The sequence below is a fragment of the Telluria sp. AC161 genome (genome assembly GCF_979258535.1).
The window spans coordinates 489,705-515,181 of record NZ_OZ409861.1 but is presented as its reverse complement, the minus strand read 5'-3'; the positions used below and the strand labels follow the sequence as shown (position 1 = coordinate 515,181).

Sequence of the window (25,477 nt, the reverse complement as noted above, 5' to 3'; positions counted from 1 at the left end):
TCATTTTGTTGCCTCACTAGCAACCACTCCCATGCTGCGTATTAACGAACTCAAACTCCCCCTGAACCATCCGGACGCCGCCCTGCGCGACGCCATCCTGGCCCGTCTTGGCATCCTTGACGCCGAGCTGCTCGACTTTGCTGTCTACAAGCGCAGCTACGACGCGCGCAAGAAATCCGCCATCGTCCTGATCTACTCGATCGACGCAACCGTTGCCGACGACAAGGCCGTGCTGGCAAAACTGCGCGACCCGCACGTCATGCCCGCCCCCGACGTCGAGTACAAGTTCGTCAATGCCGCCAAACCCGCGCCCGGCACCCCGCGCCCGGTCGTCGTCGGCACCGGTCCATGCGGGCTGTTTGTTGCGCTGATCCTGGCGCAGATGGGCCTGAACCCGATCGTGCTCGAGCGCGGCAAGGTGGTGCGCGAGCGCACCGTCGACACCTTCGGCTTCTGGCGCAAGCGCAAGCTCGATACCGAGTCGAACGTGCAGTTCGGTGAAGGCGGCGCCGGCACCTTCTCGGACGGCAAGCTCTACAGCCAGATCAAGGACAGCAACCACCACGGCCGCAAGGTGCTCACCGAGTTCGTCAAGTTCGGCGCGCCCGAAGAGATCATGTACGTCAGCAAGCCGCACATCGGCACCTTCCGCCTGGTCAAGATGGTCGAGCAGATGCGCGCCGAGATCATCAACCTGGGCGGCGAAATGCGCTTCGATACGCGCATGCAGGATGTCCTGATCGAAGAAACCGGCGGCGTGCGCCAGGTGGTCGGCGTGCGCCTGGCCAGCGGCGAAGAAATCCCCACCCGTCACCTGACGATCGCCATCGGCCACAGCGCGCGCGACACCTTCGAGATGCTGTACGAACGCGGCGTGTACATCGAAGCCAAGCCGTTCTCGATCGGCTTCCGGGTCGAACACCCGCAGTCGCTGATCGACGTCTGCCGCTTCGGCCCGAACGCTGGCAACAAGCTGCTGGGCGCGGCCGACTACAAGATCGTGCACCACGCATCCAATGGCCGCTCGGTCTACAGTTTCTGCATGTGCCCGGGCGGCACCGTGGTGGCCGCGTCGAGCGAAGAAGGCCGCGTCGTCACCAACGGCATGAGCCAGTATTCGCGCAACGAGCGCAATGCCAACAGCGCCATCGTGGTTGGCATCACGCCCGAGGATTTCCCGGGCCACCCGCTGGCCGGCATCGCCTTCCAGCGCGAGCTCGAATCGCGCGCATTCGTGCTGGGCGGCTCGACCTATGACGCACCGGGCCAGCTGATGGGCGACTTCGTGGCAGGCCGGCCATCCACGTCGCTCGGTTCGGTCACGCCGTCGTTCCTGCCGGCCGTGCACCTGACCGACCTGGCCACGTCGCTGCCCGACTATGCCATCGTCGCGATGCGCGAAGCGTTTGTCGCCTTCGACAAGCAGATCAAGGGCTACTACAAGGAAGACGCGGTGCTGACGGGCGTGGAGACACGCACCTCGTCGCCGATCCGCATCCGGCGCAACAACGACGACCTGCAAAGCCTGAACACGCGCGGCCTGTTCCCGGCCGGCGAAGGCGCCGGTTACGCGGGCGGCATCATGTCAGCGGCGGTCGATGGCATTCGCGTGGCAGAAGCGGTGGCGCTGGCCATGGCGCCGCGTTGAACGCGGCTGGCCGATATGCGGCATGGGGCCCGGGTCTGGCGATCCTGGCCTCGATGGTGTCGGTCAACGCGGGTGCGGCCTGGGCCAAGGGGCTGTTTCCGGCCGTCGGCAGCGAAGGCGTCACTGCGCTGCGCGTAGGCCTGGCGGCGCTGATCCTGCTGGCCATCGTGCGGCCCTGGCGCTTTGGGCGCCCGGCGCGCGCCGATGTGGGCAACCTGCTCGTGTACGGCCTGATGCTGGGCGCGATGAACCTGTGCATCTACCGCGCGTTCGAGCGCATCCCACTGGGGATCGCGGTGGCAATCGAGGTCACGGGGCCGCTGGCAGTCGTGGTCCTGTCGTCGCGGCATGCGCGCGATTTTGTATGGGTGGTCTGCGCCGGCGTCGGCCTGTGGCTGCTGCTGCCGGTGGCCGGCGCGACGCAGCTGGATCCGGCCGGCATCGCGTACGCACTGGCGGCCGCGTTCTGCTGGGCGATGTACATCGTGTTCGGCAAGCGCGTCTCGACCTTGAACAGCGGCCAGGCCGTGGCCTGGGGCTTGCTGGCGGCGAGCGTGTTCGCGGTGCCGTTCGGCGTGGCGCATGCGGGCATGGCGCTGTTCACGCCGGCCATGCTGGCGGGCGGCGTGGCGGTCGCGCTGCTGTCGTCCGCCCTGCCCTACTCACTCGAGATGATGGCACTGCGGCGCCTGCCGCAGCGGGTGTTCGGCATCCTGGTCAGCAGCGGACCGGCGATCGCGGCGCTGGCCGGCTTCATCTGGCTCGGAGAACGCCTGACCAGCCTGCAGTGGCTGGCGATCCTGCTCGTCATCGTGGCGTCTGGCGGCGCAGCCGCCACGGCCGGCAAGCGCCAGCCCCTATAACCACCCCACCCGCTTGAACTTGCGATACAGGTAGCCGCACACGCAGATCATCGTCAGCATCGCGAACGGGTAGCCATACTTCCATTTCAGTTCGGGCATGAATTCGAAGTTCATCCCCCACACACCGGCGAACGCGGTAAACACTGCGAAGATCGCCGCGTACGACGCCAGCTTCTTGCTCACTTCGTTTTCTTCGATCGCTACCATCGACAGCGTCACCTGGATTGCGGTGTTGATCGTGTCGCGCACGGCGTCCAGCCGGCCGGCGATGCGGTGCAGGTGGTCGTGCACGTCGCGGAAGTATTCCTGGGTCTCATCCACCACGGCCGGCACGCGCCCGCCGTACAGGCGCCCCAGCGCATCCATCAGCGGGACCACGGCGTGGCGCAGCGTCTGCGCCTTGCGCTTCAGGTCATACAGGCGCTCGACATTGTCGCGCTGCTTGCCCTGCATGGAAAAGATATGGTCTTCGATCGATTCGAGCTCGGATTCGAGCGTGTCGACCACGGGGAAATAACGGTCGACGACGGCGTCGACCAGCGCGTACAGCACGAAGCCCGCGCCTTTCCTGAGCTGGTGCGGTTCGCGCTCGGCGCGCGCCCGCACACCGAGAAAACCCTGGTTGGCGTCACGCCGCACCGACAGCACGTAATTGGGGCCGGCGAAAACGGACAACTGGCCGACGGACATCTCGTCGCCCACCAGCTCGACGATCTGCACGACGACGAACAGCGAATCGCCATACTCTTCGAGCTTGGGCCTTTGGTGACCACGCAGTGCGTCTTCCACCGCCAGTTCGTGCAGGCCGAATTCTTCCTGCATCAGGGCGATGTCGGCAACGCCCGGGTCACGCAGCGCGACCCAGACAAAGGTGTCCTCCAACTTGATGTATTCGCTGATATCCTCGACCGGGATATCGGACAGCTTCTTGCCTTCCTGGTAGGCGACGCAATTGATCAGCATTGAGTAGAAAATGGAACGGGCGCAATGCGCCGATGCAGGACTTTACACCAACGCCCTGCCATCTAAAAGCTTACTCTTCGCGCGCGCCGTCGATCCCCAGTTCCACGATCTTGCGCGTGATCGTGTTGCGCCCGATCCCGAGCCGCATGGCCGCATCGTTCTTGCGCCCGTGCGTGTGCTTGAGCGCCGTGCGGATCAGGGCCGATTCGAACTGGCGGCCCAGGATATCCATCACGTCCATCTGCCCTGCGCTGAGCATGCCGGCCGCCTGCAATTCGAGCAGCCCCAGCCAGCCTTCGGGCGACTGCGCGCCGGCGGTCTGCAGCACGACGCCACCGCCGGATGCCATTGGCTGCGCACCGGCGCTGACGATGCCGTCGGACAGCGGCACCACGTTCGGCACGCTGCTCCCTGTCAGCGGCGCCTGGCCCTGGGTCAGGTCGCGCGGCAGGTCCTTGACCTCCACGGTCTGACCCGGCGCCATCACGGTGATCCAGTTGCACAGGTTTTCCAGCTGGCGCACATTGCCCGGCAGCTCGAGGCCCGACAGGAAGCGCATTGCCTGCTCGCTCATGCGCTTGGGCTCCACCCCCAATTGGTGCGCACTTTGCACCAGGAAGTGGCGCGTAAGAACGGGAATGTCTTCGTTGCGTTCGCGCAGCGACGGCAGGCGCAGGCGGATCACGTTCAGGCGGTGGTACAAGTCTTCGCGGAACAAGCCGTCGCGCACGCGCTGTTCGAGGTTCTGGTGGGTAGCGGCAATCACGCGCACATTGGCCTTGACCGGCTGGTGGCCGCCCACGCGGTAGAAGTGGCCATCGGACAGCACGCGCAGCAGGCGCGTCTGCAGGTCGAACGGCATGTCGCCGATTTCATCGAGGAATAGCGTGCCATCCTCGGCCTGCTCGAAGCGGCCGCGCCGCATTGCCTGCGCACCGGTGAACGCGCCGCGCTCGTGGCCGAACAGTTCGGATTCGAGCAGGTCTTTCGGGATCGCTGCCGTATTGAGCGCGATGAACGGCTGCTGCGCGCGCGGGCTGTGCTTGTGCAGCGCGCGCGCCACGAGCTCCTTGCCGGTGCCCGATTCACCCGTGATCAGCACCGTGACGTTCGACTGCGACAGGCGGCCGATGGCGCGAAACACTTCCTGCATCGCCGGCGCGTGGCCGAGGATCTCGGGGGTTTCGGCCGGTGGCGCCTCGACGCTCGCTTCGCGCAGACTCTCCTCTAACGCACGCCGGATCAGCGAGACGGCCTTGTCGATATCGAATGGCTTGGCCAGGTAATCAAAGGCGCCGCCCTGGAACGAGGACACCGCCGAATCGAGGTCCGAGAAGGCGGTGATGATGATGACCGGCAGGCCCGGATGACGTTCCTTGACGGCCTGCAGCAGGTCGATGCCGGATTCGCCCGGCATGCGGATGTCCGACACCAGCACTTGCGGCGTGTCGGTTTCAAAAGCGGTCATGGCTTCGCGCGCATTGGCGAAACTGCGGGTCTCCAGACTTTCGCGTGCCAGGGCTTTTTCAAGGACCCAGCGAATCGATGCGTCGTCGTCGACAATCCAGATTGGTTTCATGGTTTCGTGCTTCCCGCAACATGGATTCAATAAAGGACTGGCCGGTGCAATCCGCTTTCTCCCGCTTATGGCAGGGGCAGCAGGATCCTGAAATCCGTCAGTCCAGGCCGGCTTTCGCACTCGATCACACCCAGGTGTTGCTGCACAAACGTTTGCGCCAGCGTCAGTCCGAGGCCACTCCCGCCGTCACGCCCGGATACGAGCGGATAGAAAATGCGGTCGCGGATATCGGGCGCGATGCCCGGTCCATTGTCGATGATATGCAAGTCTAATGCCAGCCCGTAGCGGACCTTGGCCAGCGTGACCTGGCGCGCCACGCGGGTGCGCAAAACGATCTCGGCGTCGCCCTGCGCAATGCGCCCGGCGACGGCCTGCGCAGCGTTGTGGGCGATGTTCAGCACCACCTGGATCAGCTGCTCCATATCGCCGCGAAACTCGGGAATCGACGCATCGTAATCGCGCCGGATCGACAGCCCCTGCGGGAATTCGGCCAGGATCAGGCTGCGCACGCGCTCGCACACTTCGTGGATATTGACGTCGCCGACGATGTGCGGCTTGCGGTGCGGCGCCAGCAGGCGGTCGACCAGCGTTTGCAGGCGATCGGCTTCCTTGATGATCACCTGCGTGTATTCCTGCAGCTCCAGCAGATGGTGCGGCGGCAGCTCGAGTTCGAGCAGTTGCGCTGCGCCGCGGATGCCGCCCAGCGGGTTCTTGATCTCGTGCGCCAGGTTGCGGATCAGCTCCTTGTTGGCCTGGCTCTGGTCCATCAGGCGCTCTTCGCGGTCGAGCTTTAACTGCTGCACGTTCTCGCGCAGTTCGATCAGCGCCGTGCCGTCGCCCAGCGCGCTGACGATGCTGTTCACGTGCAGCGGTTCGCGCCCGCTCCTCTGCAGCGTCAGGTCCTGGCGCAGGTCGGCGTACTGGTGCACCAGCGCCTGCGTGATCAACACGCCAATCTCGGCGCCGTTGGTAAACAGCTCGGGCAGGCGATGGCGCTGCAGCGACTTGAACGACAGCTCCATCAGGTTTTCGGCGGCGGCGTTGGCATACACCACTTCGCCATCGGGCCCGGTCATCATCACGGCCGAGGCCAGCAAGTCCAGGCCGGCGAAACGTGCCGGGTTGCCCGGGTCGTACACGGGTGGGGCCATCGGAGGCAGGGTCATCTGATATTGCCGATCTCGCGCCGTAGCGCTTCGATATTGCGTTCGCTGCGGTTGATTTCGTCGCGCATGGACGCCACACGCTCCTGGTATTTGGCGTAGTTGCGCTCGTTGCCCTGACGCTCCGGCTCGCCGTTGTTGAAGACGCGCTTGAGGTCGGTAAGCTTGCGTTCTTCCAGGCGCAGCTCATCGCCCAGGATCTCGCGCCGCTCGTCGTCGCGGGCGCGCTGCAGCACATTGTCCACGCGCGGGAAGTTCGACTGGGCCGCGCTCGGGGCCGCCGTCGGCGCGGAATTCGACGCGGATGACCCGCCCCCACCGCCCGCCGAGCGCGGTGCAGGAATCGGGACCGAAGCTGCCGGCGGCGCGCTGTAGCCGGTGTCGATCAGCTGGCACTTGCCGACCTTGGTATCGGTGTACAGCGGCCGGCCATTGGCATCGGTACAACGGTAGATTTGCGCGTGCGCACTGGCGCACAGCAGCACTGAGGCAAACACGGCGGTAAAAACGGCCACACTGGCCTGAAACACACTATTTGTCATTCCCATCCCGGTTGGTCGCAAGGGCACGCTATTGTAGATGCGCCCGACTATACCCCAAGGAATATAAGCCCCAAGCAACAAAAAACGCGGGGAAAGCATGGCTTTCCCCGCGTTTGTTCTACCCGCCAGGCTGGCGCGATGCACATCCGCGCCAGCCTGGATGAACCGATTACGACGAGTAGTACATGTCGAATTCGGCTGGGTGCGGGGTCATGCGCATGCGCTGGACTTCCTGCATCTTCAGATCGATGTAGGCATCGATCATGCTGTCGCTGAACACGCCGCCACGGGTCAGGAACTCGCGGTCTTCGTTCAGTGCGTCCAGTGCTTCTTCCAGCGATGCGCACACCGTCGGGATCAGCTTGTCTTCTTCAGGCGGCAGATGGTACAGGTCTTTGGTTGCCGCTTCGCCCGGGTGGATCTTGTTCTGGATACCATCCAGACCGGCCATCATCAGTGCTGCGAAGCACAGGTAGACGTTCGCCAGTGGATCCGGGAAACGCGTCTCGATGCGGCGGCCTTTCGGGTTCGCCACGTGCGGGATGCGGATCGAGGCCGAACGGTTACGGGCCGAATACGCCAGCTTGACCGGGGCTTCGAAGCCTGGCACCAGGCGCTTGTACGAGTTGGTGCCTGGATTGGTGATCGCGTTCAGGGCGCGGGCATGCTTGATGATGCCGCCGATGTAGAACAGCGCCGTGTCCGACAGACCTGCATAGCCGTCGCCTGCGAACAGGTTCTTGCCGTCTTTCCAGATCGACTGGTGCACGTGCATGCCCGAACCGTTGTCGCCAGCCATTGGCTTTGGCATGAAAGTCGCGGTCTTGCCGTAGCTGTGGGCCACGTTCCAGATCACGTATTTCATGTTCTGGGTCCAGTCGGCGCGCTCGATCAGCGTCGAGAACTTGGTGCCGATTTCATTCTGGCCAGCGCCGGCGACTTCGTGGTGGTGCACTTCAACCGGGATGCCCATCGATTCGAGGATCAGGCACATTTCGGAGCGCATGTCCTGGAACGAGTCGACTGGTGGCACAGGGAAATAGCCGCCCTTCACGCCTGGACGGTGACCGCTGTTGCCGCCTTCGAATTCCTTGTCGGTCGACCACGATGCTTCTTCGGAATCGATCTTGACGAAGCAACCCGACATGTCCAGCTTCCAGCGCACGGCGTCGAAGATGAAGAACTCTGGCTCCGGGCCGAAGTAGGCGGTGTCGCCGATGCCCGACGATTTCAGGTAGGCTTCAGCGCGCTTGGCGATCGAGCGCGGATCGCGGTCGTAGCCCTTGCCGTCCGATGGCTCGACGACATCGCACTGCATGAACAGCGTGGTCTCTTCCATGAACGGGTCGATATTGGCCGTGTTTGCATCCGGGATCAGGAGCATGTCCGACGCTTCAATACCTTTCCAGCCGGCGATCGACGAACCGTCGAAGGCGTGGCCGGATTCGAATTTGTCCAGGTCGAAGTGCGACACCGGGACCGTGACGTGTTGTTCCTTGCCGCGGGTATCGGCGAAGCGTAAATCAACGAATTTGACTTCGTTGTCTTTGACCATTTGCATTACATCTGCGGCGGACTTTGCCATTCGGAATCTCCTAATTGAAAAAAGGATGTCGGTCTATGCGAACCGACAACTTGCATCATGATGAAGCACGAAATGTGCCAACTGGGTGTCAACGACGATGCCAACTTCAGTGCATGCGGCTATGCGCAAATCGTTCTTGGGCAATGGGTTAGTTTACCCATAAAATCGCCTCGACCGGGGGCGTATGGCAAGATTTACCTGTACGCCAATTTGCACCACTAACGAGCAATTCTACGTGCTTGCACCAATTCAGCGCACCCCGCTGCGCTCCAGGATGGTGCATTGACGATGACCAACGACGAATGGACCTACCCGACATGACCAAAGAACAGATCCTCACGGCGGCGCGCCAGCGTGGCGCTGACCAGCCCTATGCTGGTGCAGTCACGCCTCAGGAAGCGTTCGCCCTGCTCCAGAGCAGCCCGGACGTCAAGCTGGTCGATGTGCGCACCAACGCCGAACGCGACTGGGTCGGCCGCGTTGCGATTGGCCAGGCGCAACATCTGGCGGTGCAGTGGGCCACCTATCCAGGTGGCGCGCCCAATCCCGACTTCGGCGCGCAGCTCGAACAGGTAGCCGACAAGGACGACGTGCTGCTGTTCCTGTGCCGCTCGGGCGTGCGCTCGCGCCACAGCGCACGCGTGGCGACCGAGCTGGGCTATGCAAACGCCTTCGACATCCTGGAAGGGTTCGAAGGCGACCGCGACGGCGATGGCCACCGCAAGACGATCGGCGGCTGGTGCACGGCCGGCCTGCCGTGGGTCGGCGCCTGAGCTAGTTGGCGCTGCCCGGGTTCGGCAGCACCAGCAGCTCCAGCCCGGACGCGGTTCCTGGCGCGTGGTACACGCGCTGGGTCGCCTTCTTGAAGTCGCCCGGCTTGGCATCGGGAATGCGCATGAACGTTTGCGGATTCAGGTCGATCAGCGGGAACCACGAACTCTGCACCTGCACCATGATCCGGTGACCGCGCCGGAAGGTGTGGTTCACCTGGCCCAGTTCATACTTGATTGGCTCGACCTTGCCCGGCACGAATGGTTCGGGCTTTTCATAGCTGTTGCGGAACTTGCCGCGCAGCGGATTGCCACGCACCAGTTGCTGGAAGCCACCCAGGCTCACTGCGGGCGGGCCGACATCGCCGCCCCGCTCCCCTGCCGGGCTCGGGAAGCTGGCCGGGTAGACATCGATCAGCTTGACGACCCAGTCGGCATCGGTGCCACTCGTGGAGACGAACAGCTTGGGCGTGACCGGCCCGGCAACCGTCACATCTTCTTCCAGCACGGCGCTCTGGTACACCAGCACGTCGGGCCGCGTGGCGGCAAAGCGCTGGTCCGACACCATGTATTCGCGCGGCACGCCCAGCGCCGGGTAACCGATGTAGGGCACCGGGCGCGCCGGGTCGGCCACGTATTCATCGAAACCGGCGCCCGTGGTCGTGCTCATCGTCGCGGTCGGCTGCTGCCAGCGCAGCGCGCCATTGGCGCCGAAGTACAGCGTGCGCGCCTTTGCCGGTTTCGGCGGCCAGGCGTCGTACTGGCGCCAGACATTCGACCCCGTCTCGAACACGGTCACCGGCGCCAGCGTCTTGCCCGGCTTGACGCCCTTCAGGTGCTGCTCGAAGAACGGGAACTGGACCTCGCGCCGGAACCATTCGCTTGTCTTTGCGTCGAACTTGACGTGGCCAAGCCGGGCGCCGTCGCCGCGCGCCCAGCCGCCATGCACCCACGGGCCCACCACAAGCGCATGGTTGCCGCCCTTGTTCTGCGCTTCCAGCGCGCGGTGCACGATGAACGGGCCGGCGGCGTCTTCCGCATCGAACCAGCCGCCCACCGTCAGCACGGCCGCCTTGACGTTCTTGATGTGCGGGCCGATGGCGCGCTCTTTCCAGAAGCTGTCATAGGTATCGTGCTCGATGTTCGGCATGAACAGCTCGCGCTGCGTGTCGGTCATCGTGGCGGCGATATTCGCCAGCGTGCGGTGCTTCAGAAAATAATCGTAGCCGTCGGCCACGCCGTAATCGAATTCGCTGCCGGTCTTCGGCAACGGCGTCGGGTTGAGCGCCGCCGTGAAGGCCGCATAAAAGTCGAAGTTGGCGGCCAGCTTGAACGCGCCGCCGTGGTACGAATCGTCGCCCATGTACAGGTCGGCAATCGGCGCCTGGGGCGAGGCAGCCTTGATCGCCGGGTGCGAATCGATGACGCTGGCAGCGGCGTAGAAGCCCGGGTAGCTGATGCCCCAGATGCCCACCTTGCCATTGTTGTTCGGGATGTTCTTGAGCAGCCAGGCGACCGTATCGTGCATGTCGTCGCTCTCGCGGCCCTCCCCCTTGGCAGGCGTGGCCTTGCCGTGCGGGGTCATTTCCTGCCAGACGCCTTCGGACATGTAGCGGCCCCGCACATCCTGGCTCACGAAGATGTAGCCGGCGTCCTCGAATTCGCGCGACGGCCCCAGCGACTCGGGCAGCCAGTCCACGCCGTAGCGCAGTTCGCCTTCGGCGCGCACGCCGGCGCTGTACGGGGTGCGCTGCATCAGGAACGGGTAGCTGCGCGAGCTGTCTTTTGGCACGTAGACGACCGTGAATAACTGCACGCCGTCACGCATCGGGATCCGGTATTCGTACTTGGTATAGGCTTCGCGCGTCGGGCGCTTGCTGTCTTTGGCGCTGTCCGCGGCAATTGCAGCAGACGGGATGGTAAGGCCAGCGGCAAGGCAACAACCAAGGACAAGGGCGGGAAGCGTGCGGCGGATCATGACGGCCTTCGAAGAGATGACTGGGGACGCCAGTGTAATGGGATTCCCGGTCAATTCCAAAAAGACATGCTCAAGCCACCGGCTGCGCTACCTGCTCTTCGTGCACGCCGCGCACCCGCTCGCGCACCAGGTGGATATGGCTGCGCAGGCGGTACAGCTCGTCCGCATAGGCCAGCGGCACCGAGATATGGTTGACGCGGTCTTCCAGCCCGTCCAGCCGGCCCAGCAACTCCTTGCGCACCGCGTCGGTGGCGTCGGCCCCACTCTCCTCGAGCGACTGTTCAATAGCACGCAGCTCACCGTACCAGCGGTAGACGCGCGAACGCACGCGCCAGACGTAAATCGGCGGCACGATCTTGGACAGCGGAATCAACAGCGCCGTCAGCGCCACCACCACGACCCACAGCCGCTCGGCCAGGTTGGCCAGCCAGAACCGCATATAGCGCTGCATGAATGGCGGGCCATCGCGGTAATAGCGCGCCGCCTCGGGCGCCACCGGGATTTCCGTGTATTTCGGCGACGGGAACTGGCCCTGCTGCTGGAACCAGCCGGCGCCGCCGTGGATCTCGGTCGCCGCCTTGACCAGCAGGCCCACCAGCGCCGGATGGATTTCCTCGCGCGCGACGAGCGTGGCGGTCGGCGCGATCAGGTGGTAATCCTGGTTCGGGATATTGCGGCCCAGGTCGACGATCCCGCGCGGCAGGACCACGTGCGTCAAAAATGGCAGGCGCCGCGTATAGGCTTCGGCCTGCGAGAAATCGAACAGGCGGATGCCCGGCGTTTGCAGCAGCATCTGGATCAGCGGCGCTTCGGGCGCCGAGCTGAACACGAGGCCGTCGATGCGCCCGGCCAGCAATTCAACGGTGGCCGGCGTGTTGGCCAGGTCGCTGATCGTCAATGCGCCCGGCGCGATATTGTTGGCGTCGAGCAGCTGGCGCACCAGGCGCGGCACGCCCGTGCCTTCCGGCCCCAGGTTGATGCGCTTGCCGCGCAGATCGGGCAAGCGCGTGACCTTCGCTTCGTCGCGCACGAACAGCCACACGGGTTCGGTGAACAGGCTGCCCAGCGACACCAGGCCGCGCCGCTCGACGCTGTCGGCGTTGCCTGTCCTGTCGTCGGTCGAGCCGCTTTGGACGAATGCGACATCGGCCTGCCCGGCCAGCAACTGCTGCAGATTGTCCTGCGAGCCGAGCGTGCCGCGCAGCGTGACCTTGATGTCGTCGCGCGCCAGCACGCTGGCGTATTGCTTGCCGAATTGCTCGTAGGCGGAATTTTCCTGGCCCGTGGCCAGCCGGAGCGTGCGCGGCGGTGCCGGGTCGACCCACCAGTAGGCGAGCACGACGGCCGCAGCGACCATCAGGATCGTCGGGCCGGTGGCCACGACCAGGTCGCGCAGCGAGACGATGCTGAAGTTCTGCAGGCGGGCGCGCAGCCCCTTGACCGGCGCGCCCGGAAGATCCTGCCCTGGCCTCAACGCACGCACTGCCGCGGCGCGGCGGCGACGGCCTGGCCGGGCACGGGCACCGGCGCGACCGGCGGCTCGATCATCGGCATCAGGCTTGGCGCCAGCGTGACGAGCAGTTGCACCGGCAGCGCGCTGGTGAAGTCATAGTTCTCGGACTGCGGCCCATGCACATACGCCGTCATGCTGCCGTAGAAGCGTTCGCCGATGTTGAACACGAACGTCGCCGAGCGGTTCACGTAGCGCGACTCGATCAGGCGGCCACCACGCGCATACACATCGAAGCGCTGGTCGCCGGTACCGGTCTTGCCGCCCACGGCGATGATGCTGCCGTCCGATTGCTGGAAGGCGGTCTTGACGCGCTTGGCGGTACCGTCCGAGACGACGCCCTGGATGGCGTCGGCCACGGCGCGCGCAACTTCAGGTGCCAGCACTTGTTCCTTGCCGCCGCCCTTGTTGCGGCGCACGAGCGTTTCGTACGGCGTGGCCTTGGCAAAGTGCAGCGAATCGATGCGCTCGATCGGCTTGCGCACGCCGCCATTGACGATGATGCCCATCATCTCGGCCAGCGCGGCCGGCCGGTCGGCCGAGGCGCCCAGCGTGGTCGCGTACGACGGCACGAGCGAGTCGAACGGGTAGCCCATCTTCTTCCACTGCGCGTGGATCTTCAGGAACGCTTCCACTTCGAGCAGGCCGGCGATGCGATTGTCCTGTGCGTGCTTGCGGTGCGTCTTGAACAGCCATTGGTAGACTTCCTGGCGCTCCTTGACGCTGGCGGCCGTCACTTCGGACCAGGTGGCTTTTGGATGCGTGCGCAGATAGCTCACCAGCCACAGTTCGAGCGGGTGCACCGACGCCACGTAGCCGCGGTCGGCCAGCGACATATTGCGGACATCGTAGGTCTCGTACAGTTTCGGGATGCGGTCGGGATCGATCTCGTTGCTGGCCGGGACCGATGCATCGATGAACGCGCCAAACTGCGCCAGCGTGGCGTTCGGCACCACGGTGCGGTGGGCTGCCGCGAGCTTGGAAGCCAGCGGACGCACACTGGAGAACAGCAGCGTCTCGACTTCTTGCGGCGTCTTGCCCTTGTACTTGTTCCAGAACTTGGCCATGAAGACCTTGCCTTCGTTGTCGGCAAAGCGCGCCAGATAGGCGGCGCGGCGCGGGTCGTCAGCGTCGGCCAGCAGTTGCGCGGACGAGCCCGGCAACTGGAACATGTAGTAGCGCACGACGTCGCGCATCATGCGCACGAACACGAGGTTGGTCGAGCTGCGCAGCGCCTGGTTCACGTCCATGATGCGGCTGTCGTCGAGCTTGCTGAAGTTGCCGAACGTGTGCACGCCGCCGCCGGTAAAGAAGCGCTCGCCCGGATTGGCCGAGTACTTGCGCACCATGGCGGCGTCGAGCATGGGCTTGAGGCTGCGGTCGGCGCCGTCGGGTAGTGTGCGGAAGTAGTCGAGGCCCCACTGCGACATGCGGTCTTTCGCATCGACTTCGACGCCCATCAGGCCAATCTTGTCCATCGCGCCAAAGCGCTTGTGCAACTGGTCGACGATGTCGAGGTAGGTCACCAGCGTGCGCAGCTTGGCCGTCGAACCCAGATCCAGCTTGGCGCCTTCGTTGATGTCCAGTGGCTGGTCGTAGTTATCGGTCTGCACGCGCAGGTAGTTGACGTGCTCGCCCCGCTCCATCAGCGTGAAGCTGTAGACCACTTGCGCCGGGTCGCCGTTACCGAGCATGCCCTTGCCCGTCAGGCCGGCTTCTTTCGCGTGTTCGGCGTCGGACAGCTTGCGCAGCGCGGTCGTGACGGCTTGTTGGGCATTGCCGTCAAGGGTCGAGACCACCGACAGATCGAGGCGGTCGACGTTGTACAGGCGCGCGTCGCCAATCAGGTAACCCACGTGGTTGCGCACCGCATTGGCTGCCTTGCGCGAGACGAATGCGTCTGCCGGTGGCGGCGCCACGCCCGTGTGCAGCGCCGGTTTCAGGTTGGCGCTCAGGGCCGCGTCGCGCAGTTGCGGCGAAATCACGCCCTGCTGCGTCAGCACGCGCAGGTGGCTGTTGGTCAGGGTTTCCAGGTCGCTCTCGCCGGCGCCCAGGTAATACGCGGGGCGGCGCTGGGCGATCATCAGCGACAGCGCCTCTTTGTAGGCCATCACGGCGTCCGGACTCGTCATCGGGCCCTTGAGCATCGCGTTGACCTTGGCAAAATCGCGGCCGTACCAGACCCACATGCCGTCGCCGATGCCGTTGACTTCGCCGTAACCCGGCTTGGCCGACAGCGGCACCGTGTTCAGGTAGTCGAGCACGACCTGGCGGCGCGAGTTGGTGGTGTCTTCGCCATCCTGGTAGGCGCGCAGCGTGGCCGAGGCCATCTGGATGATCTTGTCGGTCAGCGAACCGGTGCGGCCCTCGGCCGAGTGCCGGTATTTTTCGATCTGCGTGGCCAGCGTGCTGCCGCCGGCCACGCGGCCGTCGCCGCCCAGGCCGACACTGGCCAGCGTCTTGTCGAACACGGCTTTCGAGAAGCGGTCCCATTCGACGGCCGGATTGCGGCGCGGGTGGCTCGCGTCGAGCAGTTCGCGGTTTTCGATGAACAGCAGGCTTTGCACCAGCAGCGACGGCGCGGCGTCGAATTTATCGTAGTAGCGCTCGGGGAAACGCGACGTGAACAACGGCTGGGCGCGGCAATCGAGGATCTCGAGGCCGACCTTGGTTTTCTCGTGGTAGGTGGCGTACAGGCCGAGATCGGCCATCTTGACCATCTGCGGCGAGATGCGCGCCTGCGCCGCGATCGCGTAGTCGCGCGTCTGCAGGCGCTCGAGGTATTTCGGCAGGCCGGCGTAACCGAGGCGGGTGTCGTACGGGCTGGCGGCCGGGAAGCGGATCGAATCGCTCGGGCCATTGGCCATGCGGAACGTGAGTTCGCTGGCCATGTCGGCGAAGATTTTCGACTGCAGGCGCGAGGTGCGGGTTTCCATCACGGCCCAGGCGGCGGCGGCCGCGATCAGCAGCAAGCCGATCAGGGCGAGCCAGAGCTTCCAGCGGCGCTTGCGCGGTGCTGGCGGCGAGCCATCCGGCCCGCCGGACGGGTCGCCCGGCCCGCCGCCGTTGCCGTGGCCGTTGTCGGCCAGGTGCGGGAAGGCATCGTGCAGGGGAACGTCACCCGCCGAATCCGGCACGGACGGGGACGCAGACGCCCCCGACGCTGCAGCACCGGCTGCGGCGACGACTGGCGCAGCAACTGCGCCGTCCATGGTCGGTTCGCTCCGCGAGGTGGCGGCGCGCTTGCCGAATACATTGTTTGGTCGCACGAGGCGACGAATACTTTCCATGATGGCTTAACCGGTCCGAATCAAAACGCTTGCAACCCCCGCCAACCTGCTCGCCATCTATTGCTGCTGGTCCGTTCGAGTGATTGTGGTGTCTGTTAGTTCACAAATTTCAGCAGTGCAATCCCACTCCAGATCGCCCCGTCCATAGGTAATATTCCACCACATCAATAAGATAGACGCGAGATACCGTTTAACAAATCGGCCTATACCGGAATATTTTCGCAAAAAAACAACGGGTTGGTTAAATAGCATGGCCGCAAGCGATGCCCGTGCGTCACGACTGTTGGCAGCAACGCATCAAGCGCCGTATGCACGGTCGACGCTGGCAGTTAACGCGCCCGACACGGTACCGGTGCACCGCGCACCACTGATTTAGATGGACGCGCCAGCGCCGGGATGTGCTGGAATCTGCTGCGCGCGCAACTCTGCCAGTGCCTGCAGGCAGTAGTACTGGAACCAGAGCCCGGCAAACAAAAAGAGCATGATGTACAGCCACAGCGACACCAGCGCCAGCACCGGGAACAGCACGACCGAGATCACTGCCCCGCCCATCCACGCGATGCCGGGCAGCGCGCCGGCCAGGCCGGAGACCAGGCCGATTGTCAGCAGCGCCGGACGGCAGGTGCGCATCAGCACCTGGCGCTCGGCCCCGCTGGCGTGCGCGGCCAGCGCGTCATAGCTCATCACGCGCGACGTGACCCAGGCCCACAGGCCGGCCTGCACCAGCCAGGCCAGCGGCGGGATGGCATACAGCGGCAGCGTGAAGAGCCACAGCAGTGCGAACACGGCCGTACTACCGACGTTGATGGCCAGGCTGCCGACGAACGAGCCGCCCTCTTTCCTGTCGAGCGCGGGGAAGTGACGGCCGCTCACGTGGCGCTCGATGGCCGGCATCGCGACGATGCCCATGAACAGCAGGCTCGAGGCAATCATCAGGGGCAGCAGCAAGGCAATTGCCAGCAGCGGCACGACCATGACCTTGAGCATGCCCAGACCGACCATGCCCAGCATGCTGTTGCTTGCATCGAAGCCGCCGTAGTCAGTAAACAGCCCGTGCAGCCAATCGAGCAGCGGCTGCAGGCCCAGCCACATCGCCACGCCCCACAGCGAGAGCGAGAGCAGCAGCGGGACCAGCGAGAGCAATAGCATGCGGCCGCTGAACTGCGAGCGCAGCGCGCGCCGCCAGGCAAGCAGGACGCCCTTCATCGGAGCGGTCCTCGGAATCACGGTCGCGCTGTCGGCATGCGGCATGGCTACTCCAGTTGGAAAGGTCAAGAGCGCATTCTACGGGAGCGCGCCGGGCTGCAACGGGCGCACGGCTGGCCCGGACAATGGCGGTTTCCCGACCCATGCACTACAATCGCCGTTCAATCTGAACAACAAGGAAGACCATGTCCACCATCACTACCGATTCTGGCCTGCAATACGAAGAACTCGTCACCGGCACCGGCGACGAAGCCAAGGCTGGCCAGCACGTCACCGTGCACTACACCGGCTGGCTGCGCAACGACGACGGCAGCCTCGGCGCCAAGTTCGATTCGAGCAAAGACCGTGGCGATCCGTTCGAGTTCGCACTCGGCGCCGGCCAGGTCATCCGCGGCTGGGACGAAGGCGTGCAAGGCATGAAAATCGGCGGCTCGCGTCGCCTGACCATCCCTGCAGCCCTGGGCTATGGCGCGCGCGGCGCCGGCGGTGTCATTCCACCAAACGCCACCCTGATCTTCGACGTCGACCTGCTGGCTGTCTAAGCCATAGCATCGCTTCGCTGCCATGCACCGCCTCTCCGGCGGCGCATGGCAGGTACCGCACCGCATTTGAAGTTCCCCTCTAAAGTACGGCGCAATCCCCGGGTCGTCCCCACCTCCTGCGCTAAGATGCCTGCCGCCTTGTCCGAGCGACAAGACTGCAACCCACCATCACAGGAGTTTCCATGAGCGTCCAAGAACAATTCACCCAGGCCCAGCTCGATTCGAAGAATCTGTCGGAGCGTCCGGACAATATGACCTTGCTGAAGATCTATGCGCTGTACAAGCAGGGTTCGAGCGGCGACGCGACCGGCGAGCGTCCGGGCATGACCGATTTCGTGGCACGCGCCAAGTTCGACGCCTGGGCCGGTCTGGCCGGCACGTCGCAAGAAGAAGCCCAGCAGCAATACATCGATCTGATCGAAGAGCTGAAAGGCTGATTCAACGAATCAATGTACTAGGGTACTAGGCGGTGAAGGTCTTGCGCATCTTCTCCGCCACCTTGGCCTCGATGGCCGGCGCGAAGGCGCCCATCAAGAATCCCAGGTTGATCCGCATCGCCGCCTGCTGGTCTTCCAGCGTCAATGCGCCCTCCACGCCACTGCGCTCGAAGCGCAGCACGTCGCCATCCCACTGGCATGCCAGTCCATACTCGGTCGCAATACGCTGCGCCACTTGCTCGGCCGCCGTGCGCGCCGCAGCCGGGCTCAGGGTGTGTTGCTGGACGATGCTGATTTCCGCCATCGGGACATTCCTTCCTAAATATTGCGAACAATCCGCCATGATGCCAGTTGACGCGGTCGTATGCCAGAGTTCGCTAGAACTGATGCATTCGTCACGCCGCAATTGACGCGTCTCAAAGCGTGCCCGTCATGGCGCGCGACCATGAAAGCGAACGCCATCATGACGCGAGGAGCCTTCATGGATATGCATCTCCAGCAACCTTTCGAGGCGCCGCTTGAGCCCGACCCGCCCGTCGATGCCGAGCCACTGCCGCACGCCTTCGGTGCCCGCGTGCTGATGTGGAAGCAAGACCCGTCGGTGGGCGCCATCGGCACCCGCACGGCGTATTTGCCAGGCGCCGTGCTGGCCGGCCCGCGCGACGCCCGCATCGCGCCCGGCGTGCCCGGCATCGAGCAGGTCGAGCCGAATGCCGCCGGCGACTTCGTCACCCAGGCCGACACGCCCCAGTTCGACGCCGTGCACACCTTTGCCGTCGTGCGCCAGACCCTGACCATGTACCAGCGCGTGCTGGCAACAGCTGGCGTCGCCATGCCGCTGCCATGGCAATGGAACAGCAGCATCGACAGCAGCCCGCTGCGCGTCTTCCCCCACGGTCTGCCCGACATCATGAACGCGTTCTACAGCCGCACCCAGGGCTGCCTGAAGTTCGGCGACTTCGTCCCCGCCGGCGGCGCCGGGCGGGTGTTCACCTGCCGTTCGTTCGATATCGTCTCGCACGAGACTGCCCACGCGATCCTCGACGGCATCAAGCCGCGCTGGCTGCAGGCCGACGCCCCGCCCCAGACGGGCGGTCTGCACGAATCGTTTGGCGACCTCACTGCCATTTTCCTTGCCTTGTCGCAGTTCGATCAGTGCGAAGCCCTCGTCGCCCAGACCAAGGCCAATCTGCACGACACCTCCTTCCTGAGCGACGTCGCCGAGCAGTTCGGGCTGGCGTTGGGCAACCGCAACGGCTTGCGCAATGCCGACAACGACCTGCGCCTGAGCCAGGTGGGCACCCAGGTGCATGCCATCTCCCAGGTGTTTACGGGCGCCGTGTACGACGTGCTGGCAGACCTGTTTGCCCATGAGCGCAACCCCGAGCGCGAAGACGACGCCGCCGTGCTGCACCGGGTGGCGGCCTACCTGGGCGGCGTGCTGCTGCGCGCGCTGATTGGCGCACCCGACTCGGCCGCCACGTTCGCCGACGTCGTCAACGCCATGCTGGTGGTGGTCGCGGCCGATGGCAAGCCCGCTGCGTATGGCGGCTTCATCCGCAACCAGTTCAGCCGGCGCGAAGTGGTCGAGACCGGCGCAGCGCCAGCCGGCACAACCGAAGACGTGTACCTGCCCGGCGCGCCGCTGGCGGCCTGTGTGTGCGATGCCCCTGGCGCCCGGCAAGACCGGCACGCCTGCTGCGGCACCATGCAATTGCCCGAATACGACCACGGCGCCAGTCTGTCCACGTCCATGGCCGCCCTGGCCGCCCACGCGTCGCTGCGCGCATCAGCATAAGCATCAGCACACGCACCGCCATCGGCGGCAGCGAATGGCACAATCTGCTGGTACCCTTGCGCCAGGCTGCCTGACGCCGCACCCGTGCGCGAACCGCACGCCCGTGCGGTACAGCTCGTCATTTGCTTATGTCCATTGTGTATATAAGCGAGTTTGTGAGAAAACCCGAATTGCCCTAAAATACAGTGCTTTGTCTTGTCCGGCCGGCCCTCGTGCGCCCGGCAATGCGACACCCCACCAACTGATAGGACTGTTATGACCCACGTTGTCACCGAATCGTGCATCAGCTGTCGTTACACCGACTGCGTCGATGTATGCCCGGTAGATTGTTTCCGGGAAGGCCCGAATTTCCTCGCCATCGATCCCGACGAGTGCATCGATTGCGCCGTGTGCGTCGCCGAGTGCCCCGTGAATGCAATCTTTGCCGAAGAAGACGTGCCCGGCGATCAACAGCAGTTCATCAAGATCAATGCCGATCTGTCGCGCTTCTGGCCGTCGATTACCAAGACGAAAGCCGCCCTGCCAGAGGCCGACAAGTGGAAAGACGTCACGGACAAGCTCGACCAACTGGTTCGCTGATCGGGCGGTCAGGTCGCCGTCGCGCCGGCTGTTGTGCGCCGGCGCCGGTCGCGCGGGCGTTACGCGTGGCGGCTCCGGCCGCCCTCGCCTCACCATTCAAACATCACAGGATTTAAGCGCATGACTATCAGTGCCACCCACGAAGCGGGCAGCATCGCTCCCAACAGTTCGTTCGCCGGCGCCATCGAGACCGATGCCGTCATCATCGGCGCCGGTCCGGTCGGCCTGTTCCAGGTCTTCGAACTGGGCCTGCTCGAAATCAAGGCCCACGTCATCGATTCGCTGCCAGCCGTTGGCGGCCAGTGCGTGGAACTGTACCCGGACAAGCCGATCTATGACATTCCGGCCGTGCCGGTCTGCACCGGCCAGGAACTGACCGACAACCTGCTCAAGCAGATCGAGCCGTTCGAGCCAACGTTCCACCTGGGCCAGGAAGTCACCGGCGTGCAGCGCCGTGAAGACAACCGGTTCAATGTCGAGACGTCGACCGGTACCCAGTTCATCACCAAGACCATCTTCATCGCTGCCGGCGTCGGTTCGTTCCAGGCGCGCACGATCAAGGTCGACGCAATCGACAAGTTCGAAAACGAACAGCTGTTCTACCGTGTCAAGGATCCGGCACGTTTCGACGGCAAGAACATCGTCATCTGCGGCGGCGGCGACTCGGCGCTCGACTGGGCGCTGAACTTCGTCGGCAAGGCAGAGTCCGTGGTGCTGGTGCACCGCCGTGACGACTTCCGCGCGGCCCCGAGCTCGGTGGCCAAGATGAAGGCGCTGTGCGACGAATACGAAATGCAGCTGATCACCGGCCAGGTCACCGGCTTCGATGAAAAAGACGGCAAGCTGACCGAAGTGAAGGTCACCGGCGCCGACGGCGTCACCCGCCGCGTGCCGCTGGACATGCTGCTGGTATTCTTCGGCCTGTCGCCAAAGCTGGGCCCGATCGCCGAATGGGGCCTGGACATCGAGCGCAAGCAGCTGAAAGTGGTCGACACCGAGAAGTTCGAGACGAATGTCCCGGGCATCTTCGCCGTCGGCGACATCAACACCTATCCGGGCAAGAAAAAGCTGATCCTGTCGGGCTTCCACGAAGCGGCACTGGCTGCGTTCGGCGCTGCACCCTACATCTTCCCGGACAAGAAGATCCACATGCAGTACACGACCACGTCGCCAAAACTGCACAAGATCCTCGGCGTCGAGACGCCAGTCTTCGACTAAACAGCCGGTCACCGTCGTTCAGTAACATCGCAACGACAACGTCCCGTTAAAACGCCCCGCATCGCGGGGCGTTTTGTTTTATGTGGGATGCCCAACGAAGCGCGCACGGGTAAATATGCTACAAGTGCAGCATGCTTCAGCATCATGCCCGCTCAGGTTTCCACAAGCCAAAAGCAAATCCCCTATAATCGTTGAAGCTTCAACGCAAATCTTTTGCGGCGCGCGCAGTTAATAGAAGGATTTATTTATGCTTTACCAATTGCACGAAATGCAACGCTCCTTCCTGACCCCACTCATGCAGTGGGCTGAGGCGTCGTCGAAGATGTTTTCCAATCCCGTCTCGCCGTTTGCACACACCCCGTTTTCGCAGCGGATCGCCGCCGGATACGAGTTGATGTACCGCCTGGGCAAGGAATACCAGAAGCCGGCATTCGGTTTGAAGACCACCACCATCAAGGGCGAAGAAGTCGGCATCGTCGAAGAGATCGTGCTCGAAAAGCCGTTCTGCAGCCTGCTGCACTTCAAGAAGGACTTGCCCGCCGCCGGCATCGCCGCCCTCGCCCAGCCGACCGTGCTGCTCGTCGCGCCGCTGTCCGGCCACCATGCCACGCTGCTGCGCGACACGGTCAAGGCGCTGCTGGTCGACCATGACGTGTTCATCACCGACTGGACCGACGCGCGCATGGTGCCGCTGTCCGACGGCCCGTTCCACCTCGACAATTACATCTTCTACATTCAGGACTTCATCCGTCACCTGGGCCCGGACGTGCATGTGATCTCCGTGTGCCAGCCGACCGTGCCGGTGCTGGCCGCGATCGCGCTGATGGCAAGCGAGAAAGACGCCAAGCTGCCGAAGACGATGACGATGATGGGCGGCCCAATCGACCCGCGCAAATCACCCACCGCCGTCAACGACCTGGCCGTCGAAAAGCCGTTCTCGTGGTTCGAGAACACCGTGATCTATTCGGTGCCGGGCAACTACCCGGGCTTTGGCCGCAAGGTGTATCCCGGCTTCCTGCAGCACGCCGGCTTCATCGCGATGAACCCGGGCCGCCACGCCCAGAGCCACCGCGAGTTCTACCAGCACCTGGTGCAGGGCGACGACGATTCGGCCGAATCGCACCGCCAGTTCTACGATGAATACAACGCCGTGCTCGACATGCCCGCCGAGTACTACCTGGACACGATCAAGACCGTGTTCCAGGATTTCAGCCTGCCGAAAGGCACGTGGAACGTCGGTGGCAATCTGGTGCGCCCGCAGGACATCAAAACGGTGGCATTGCTCACCGTCGAAGGCGAGCTGGACGATATTTCGGGCATCGGCCAGACCAGCGCTGCGCACGACCTGTGCAGTGGCGTGCCGGCCGAGAAAAAACAGGCGTTTGTCGTCGAGAAAGCCGGCCACTACGGCATCTTCTCGGGCCGCCGCTGGCGCGAGATCGTTTGTCCGAAGATCACACAATTCATCCGCGACAACAAATAAGCGACCGCTGAATGAACAATGCCATGGCAAGCGCCATGGCATTTTTTTTGTGATCTAGATACGCTCAGCGCCCCAGCACCACCTGCTCGACCCGGCCAGTGGCGATGGCCACGAGCGCGAAGCTGCGATCGGCCTGCACCCACTGATGCCCGCGCGGTGGCTTGGTCAGGCGCAGCTTGCGCCAGTCCTCGACCACGTACTGGACCGCCTGATAGCGTGCGGGCAGACGCTCGCCACGGCGCAACTCGCCGCTGGATTCGACGCTGCGGTACAGCGACGGCAGCTCCAGCGCCACCTCGGTATGCTCGGGCGGCGCCGTGGCATGGCTGTCCTTGGTGTTGCGCGTGTGCAGGTTGTCACCTGCAGAAAAAATGGCAGCAAACAGCAACGGGGCGATCAATTCGTTCATGTCAGTCCTCGTCGGTGGATCGGTTTATAGTACAGCAGGTTACGGCCAACACCTCTGTTCGATTGACCACGCACGTGATGCATCCGTTTCGACGCCATGCCGGCGCGCCGGGTTTCACCGCAGCGCCCGGCATTTTGGCGGATAATGTCGGCTTTACCAGATCCGCCACACCGTGACCAAAGCCCTCGCCGACCAGCTCGAAGACCTGCTGCCGCAGACCCAGTGCACCAAGTGCGGCTATCCCGCGTGCCGTCCGTATGCGGAAGCGATCGCCAGCGGCGAAGCCGACATCAACCAGTGCCCACCCGGCGGCATGGAAGGCGTGCGCCGCCTGGCCGCCGCCACGGGCCGCGCCGTGATCCCGATCAATCCGGCCAATGGCATTGAGCGTCCGCGCCCGGTGGCCTTCATCGACGAGGCGCTGTGCATTGGCTGCACGCTGTGCATCCAGGCGTGTCCCGTCGATGCGATCCTGGGCGCGGCCAAGCAGATGCACACGATCCTGCCGAGCCTGTGCACCGGCTGCGACCTGTGCGTGGCGCCTTGCCCGGTCGACTGCATCGCGATGGTGCCGGTCACCGGCGAACGCACCGGCTGGGATGCCTGGAGCCAGCCGGCAGCCGATGCGGCGCGCAGCCGCCACGACTTCCGCGAAGCACGTCTGCGCCGCGAGCGCGACGAGAACGACGCGAGGCTGGCCGCCAAGGCCGTGCAAAAGATGCGTGAAGTCACGGCAGAAGCAACCAATACCCCCGAAGAGCTGGCAGAAAAAGAGCGCAAGCGCGCGATCATCGCCGCCGCCATGGAACGCGCGCGCCTGAAGGCCGCCGGCAACACCGACCCGACCTGACCTGCATGAATTCCGCCAAACGCCACGAGATTTTCACGCGCTTTCGCGCGGCCAACCCGACGCCCACCACCGAGCTCGAATTTTCGACCCCGTTCGAATTGCTGATCGCGGTCCTGTTGTCGGCCCAGTCGACCGACGTCGGCGTGAACAAGGCCATGCGCCGCTTGTTCCCGGTGGCGAACACGCCGCAGGCGATCCTCGACCTGGGCATTGATGAGCTCAAGACCTATATCGCGACCATTGGCCTGTACAACACGAAGGCCAGGAACGTGATCGCCACCTGCCAGATCCTGGTCGATCAGCATGGCGGCGAAGTACCGCCCGTGCGCGAAGCGCTCGAGGCGTTGCCGGGCGTGGGACGCAAGACTGCGAACGTCGTGCTCAACACGGCCTTTGGCGAACCGACGATGGCGGTCGACACGCACATCTTCCGCGTCTCGAATCGCACGAAGATCGCGCCGGGCAAGAACGTCGACATCGTCGAACAGAAGCTGCTGAAGTTCGTGCCGAAGGAATTCCTGCACGACGCCCACCACTGGCTGATCCTGCACGGGCGCTACACCTGCGTAGCACGCAAGCCCAAATGCTGGAACTGCCTGATTGCTGACCTGTGCGAGTTCAGGGACAAGACGCCAGCGCCGGCGGGCGTACTCGATCCAGCTGCAGTAGCGGCGGCCACGGCAGCTGGATCGGCGGCAAGCTAAATCCGGGTCTCGCCGGTCGCGAATGACGCGCGCACGATGCGCCCGTCCACCACTTCGTAGACGCACAGCATCTCGACCGTGCCCAGACCTTCCGGGAAGTTGCGGGTCACGATCTCGAGGTCGGTGACGAAGTTGCCCAGTACCGTGCGCGTCAGCAGCCGCGCGTGCAGGTCGGGTTCGAGAAAACGCTGTTTGTAGCGCGACAGTATCTGGTCGTGGCCGCGCGCCAGCAGGTCGCCATGCAGCGCGAATTGCGCCGCATCCGGCGCATAGGTGGCCATCAACGCATCGAGGTCTTTGGCATTGTAGGCGTCGAGCTGCGCCTGGACCACGGCGGAAGGTGAAAGTGGCGTCATCGGA

At 64.2% G+C, this 25,477-nt stretch carries 23 protein-coding genes; 11 read left to right on the top strand and 12 right to left on the bottom strand.

Translation table 11 applies throughout. The features are described 5' to 3' along the window. Positions 1 to 31 precede the first annotated feature (31 nt). Together ACZ0AJ_RS02275 and ACZ0AJ_RS02270 are read left to right on the top strand one after the other, a co-directional pair. On the top strand, positions 32 to 1,648 hold the full coding sequence (locus tag ACZ0AJ_RS02275; RefSeq protein WP_499453747.1) for an NAD(P)/FAD-dependent oxidoreductase: 1,617 nt from the start codon (positions 32 to 34) through the stop codon (positions 1,646 to 1,648). Positions 1,649 to 1,701: 53 nt separating this feature from the next. Then, positions 1,702 to 2,511 carry an EamA family transporter gene (locus ACZ0AJ_RS02270; RefSeq protein WP_499456706.1) on the top strand — a complete coding sequence of 270 codons (810 nt, stop codon included), beginning with the start codon at positions 1,702 to 1,704 and terminating at the stop codon, positions 2,509 to 2,511. Here ACZ0AJ_RS02270 and corA read toward each other — a convergent pair. From corA to glnA, 5 genes are all read right to left on the bottom strand, one after another. Then, positions 2,506 to 3,474, bottom strand: coding sequence for a magnesium/cobalt transporter CorA (gene corA / locus ACZ0AJ_RS02265; RefSeq protein WP_499453745.1), 969 nt, complete (start codon positions 3,472 to 3,474; stop codon positions 2,506 to 2,508). The genes ACZ0AJ_RS02270 and corA overlap by 6 nt on opposite strands. A 70-nt stretch (positions 3,475 to 3,544) precedes the next feature. Further along, entirely contained in the window at positions 3,545 to 5,053 is a 1,509-nt protein-coding gene (ntrC, locus tag ACZ0AJ_RS02260) for a nitrogen regulation protein NR(I) (protein WP_499453743.1), read from the bottom strand. A 65-nt stretch (positions 5,054 to 5,118) separates the two neighbouring features. Then, positions 5,119 to 6,219 carry a nitrogen regulation protein NR(II) gene (gene glnL, locus ACZ0AJ_RS02255; RefSeq protein WP_343024625.1) on the bottom strand — a complete coding sequence of 367 codons (1,101 nt, stop codon included), beginning with the start codon at positions 6,217 to 6,219 and terminating at the stop codon, positions 5,119 to 5,121. Next, the gene (locus ACZ0AJ_RS02250; RefSeq protein ID WP_499453741.1) at positions 6,216 to 6,731 is read right to left on the bottom strand and encodes a DUF4124 domain-containing protein; all 516 of its coding nucleotides are present in this window, start codon (positions 6,729 to 6,731) and stop codon (positions 6,216 to 6,218) included. The genes glnL and ACZ0AJ_RS02250 overlap by 4 nt, the downstream gene beginning before the upstream one ends. Before the next feature lie 196 nt (positions 6,732 to 6,927). Continuing rightward, positions 6,928 to 8,343: a type I glutamate--ammonia ligase gene (glnA, locus tag ACZ0AJ_RS02245; RefSeq protein WP_183549392.1), complete on the bottom strand. Its 1,416-nt coding sequence runs from the start codon at positions 8,341 to 8,343 to the stop codon at positions 6,928 to 6,930. Between the two features lie 317 nt (positions 8,344 to 8,660). Here glnA and ACZ0AJ_RS02240 point away from each other — a divergent pair, with 317 nt between their 5' ends. Beyond that, entirely contained in the window at positions 8,661 to 9,116 is a 456-nt protein-coding gene (locus ACZ0AJ_RS02240; RefSeq protein WP_499453738.1) for a rhodanese-like domain-containing protein, read from the top strand. A gap of 1 nt (position 9,117) precedes the next feature. Here ACZ0AJ_RS02240 and ACZ0AJ_RS02235 read toward each other — a convergent pair whose 3' ends face one another. From ACZ0AJ_RS02235 to ACZ0AJ_RS02220, 4 genes are all read right to left on the bottom strand, one after another. Next, entirely contained in the window at positions 9,118 to 11,091 is a 1,974-nt protein-coding gene (locus ACZ0AJ_RS02235) for a CocE/NonD family hydrolase (RefSeq protein ID WP_499453736.1), read from the bottom strand. 70 nt (positions 11,092 to 11,161) lie between these two features. Continuing rightward, a complete protein-coding gene (locus ACZ0AJ_RS02230) occupies positions 11,162 to 12,565 on the bottom strand; it encodes a TAXI family TRAP transporter solute-binding subunit (RefSeq protein ID WP_499453734.1) in 1,404 nt (467 codons plus the stop codon). Beyond that, positions 12,562 to 15,891 carry a transglycosylase domain-containing protein gene (locus tag ACZ0AJ_RS02225; protein ID WP_499453732.1) on the bottom strand — a complete coding sequence of 1,110 codons (3,330 nt, stop codon included), beginning with the start codon at positions 15,889 to 15,891 and terminating at the stop codon, positions 12,562 to 12,564. The genes ACZ0AJ_RS02230 and ACZ0AJ_RS02225 overlap by 4 nt, the downstream gene beginning before the upstream one ends. 372 nt (positions 15,892 to 16,263) lie before the next feature. Further along, a complete protein-coding gene (locus tag ACZ0AJ_RS02220; RefSeq protein ID WP_499453730.1) occupies positions 16,264 to 17,142 on the bottom strand; it encodes an EI24 domain-containing protein in 879 nt (292 codons plus the stop codon). A gap of 140 nt (positions 17,143 to 17,282) precedes the next feature. Here ACZ0AJ_RS02220 and ACZ0AJ_RS02215 point away from each other — a divergent pair, with 140 nt between their 5' ends. Both ACZ0AJ_RS02215 and ACZ0AJ_RS02210 read left to right on the top strand, forming a co-directional pair. Beyond that, positions 17,283 to 17,639 carry an FKBP-type peptidyl-prolyl cis-trans isomerase gene (locus tag ACZ0AJ_RS02215; protein ID WP_183549381.1) on the top strand — a complete coding sequence of 119 codons (357 nt, stop codon included), beginning with the start codon at positions 17,283 to 17,285 and terminating at the stop codon, positions 17,637 to 17,639. A gap of 182 nt (positions 17,640 to 17,821) precedes the next feature. Beyond that, a complete protein-coding gene (locus ACZ0AJ_RS02210) occupies positions 17,822 to 18,076 on the top strand; it encodes an acyl-CoA-binding protein (RefSeq protein WP_183549378.1) in 255 nt (84 codons plus the stop codon). Positions 18,077 to 18,101: 25 nt separating this feature from the next. Here the strand turns inward: ACZ0AJ_RS02210 and ACZ0AJ_RS02205 are convergent, their stop codons facing one another. Beyond that, a complete protein-coding gene (locus ACZ0AJ_RS02205) occupies positions 18,102 to 18,380 on the bottom strand; it encodes a polyhydroxyalkanoic acid system family protein (protein WP_258836384.1) in 279 nt (92 codons plus the stop codon). Between the two features lie 177 nt (positions 18,381 to 18,557). Here ACZ0AJ_RS02205 and ACZ0AJ_RS02200 point away from each other — a divergent pair, with 177 nt between their 5' ends. The 4 genes from ACZ0AJ_RS02200 (at position 18,558) to ACZ0AJ_RS02185 (ending at position 23,154) form a co-directional block, all read left to right on the top strand. Continuing rightward, on the top strand, positions 18,558 to 19,874 hold the full coding sequence (locus ACZ0AJ_RS02200; RefSeq protein ID WP_499453728.1) for a hypothetical protein: 1,317 nt from the start codon (positions 18,558 to 18,560) through the stop codon (positions 19,872 to 19,874). A gap of 255 nt (positions 19,875 to 20,129) precedes the next feature. Continuing rightward, positions 20,130 to 20,453, top strand: a complete 324-nt coding sequence (gene fdxA / locus ACZ0AJ_RS02195; RefSeq protein WP_183549368.1) for a ferredoxin FdxA — start codon at positions 20,130 to 20,132, stop codon at positions 20,451 to 20,453. A gap of 120 nt (positions 20,454 to 20,573) precedes the next feature. After that, complete coding sequence (locus ACZ0AJ_RS02190; protein WP_258836386.1) at positions 20,574 to 21,671, top strand: NAD(P)/FAD-dependent oxidoreductase; 1,098 nt, start codon at positions 20,574 to 20,576, stop codon at positions 21,669 to 21,671. A gap of 247 nt (positions 21,672 to 21,918) precedes the next feature. Next, on the top strand, positions 21,919 to 23,154 hold the full coding sequence (locus ACZ0AJ_RS02185; RefSeq protein WP_499453725.1) for a polyhydroxyalkanoate depolymerase: 1,236 nt from the start codon (positions 21,919 to 21,921) through the stop codon (positions 23,152 to 23,154). Positions 23,155 to 23,218: 64 nt separating this feature from the next. Here the strand turns inward: ACZ0AJ_RS02185 and ACZ0AJ_RS02180 are convergent, their stop codons facing one another. Further along, the gene (locus tag ACZ0AJ_RS02180; RefSeq protein WP_258836388.1) at positions 23,219 to 23,563 is read right to left on the bottom strand and encodes an RcnB family protein; all 345 of its coding nucleotides are present in this window, start codon (positions 23,561 to 23,563) and stop codon (positions 23,219 to 23,221) included. Positions 23,564 to 23,735: 172 nt separating this feature from the next. Here ACZ0AJ_RS02180 and rsxB point away from each other — a divergent pair, with 172 nt between their 5' ends. Both rsxB and nth read left to right on the top strand, forming a co-directional pair. Further along, positions 23,736 to 24,413, top strand: a complete 678-nt coding sequence (gene rsxB, locus ACZ0AJ_RS02175) for an electron transport complex subunit RsxB (RefSeq protein ID WP_183549352.1) — start codon at positions 23,736 to 23,738, stop codon at positions 24,411 to 24,413. 5 nt (positions 24,414 to 24,418) lie between these two features. Further along, the gene (gene nth, locus ACZ0AJ_RS02170) at positions 24,419 to 25,117 is read left to right on the top strand and encodes an endonuclease III (RefSeq protein ID WP_499453722.1); all 699 of its coding nucleotides are present in this window, start codon (positions 24,419 to 24,421) and stop codon (positions 25,115 to 25,117) included. On the opposite strand, the gene ACZ0AJ_RS02165 is transcribed toward nth, so the two are convergent. After that, positions 25,114 to 25,473 (bottom strand): nuclear transport factor 2 family protein, encoded by a 360-nt coding sequence (locus tag ACZ0AJ_RS02165; RefSeq protein WP_499453720.1) that lies wholly within the window; start codon positions 25,471 to 25,473, stop codon positions 25,114 to 25,116. The two genes, nth and ACZ0AJ_RS02165, sit on opposite strands and share 4 nt — an antisense overlap. Positions 25,474 to 25,477: the final 4 nt, after the last annotated feature.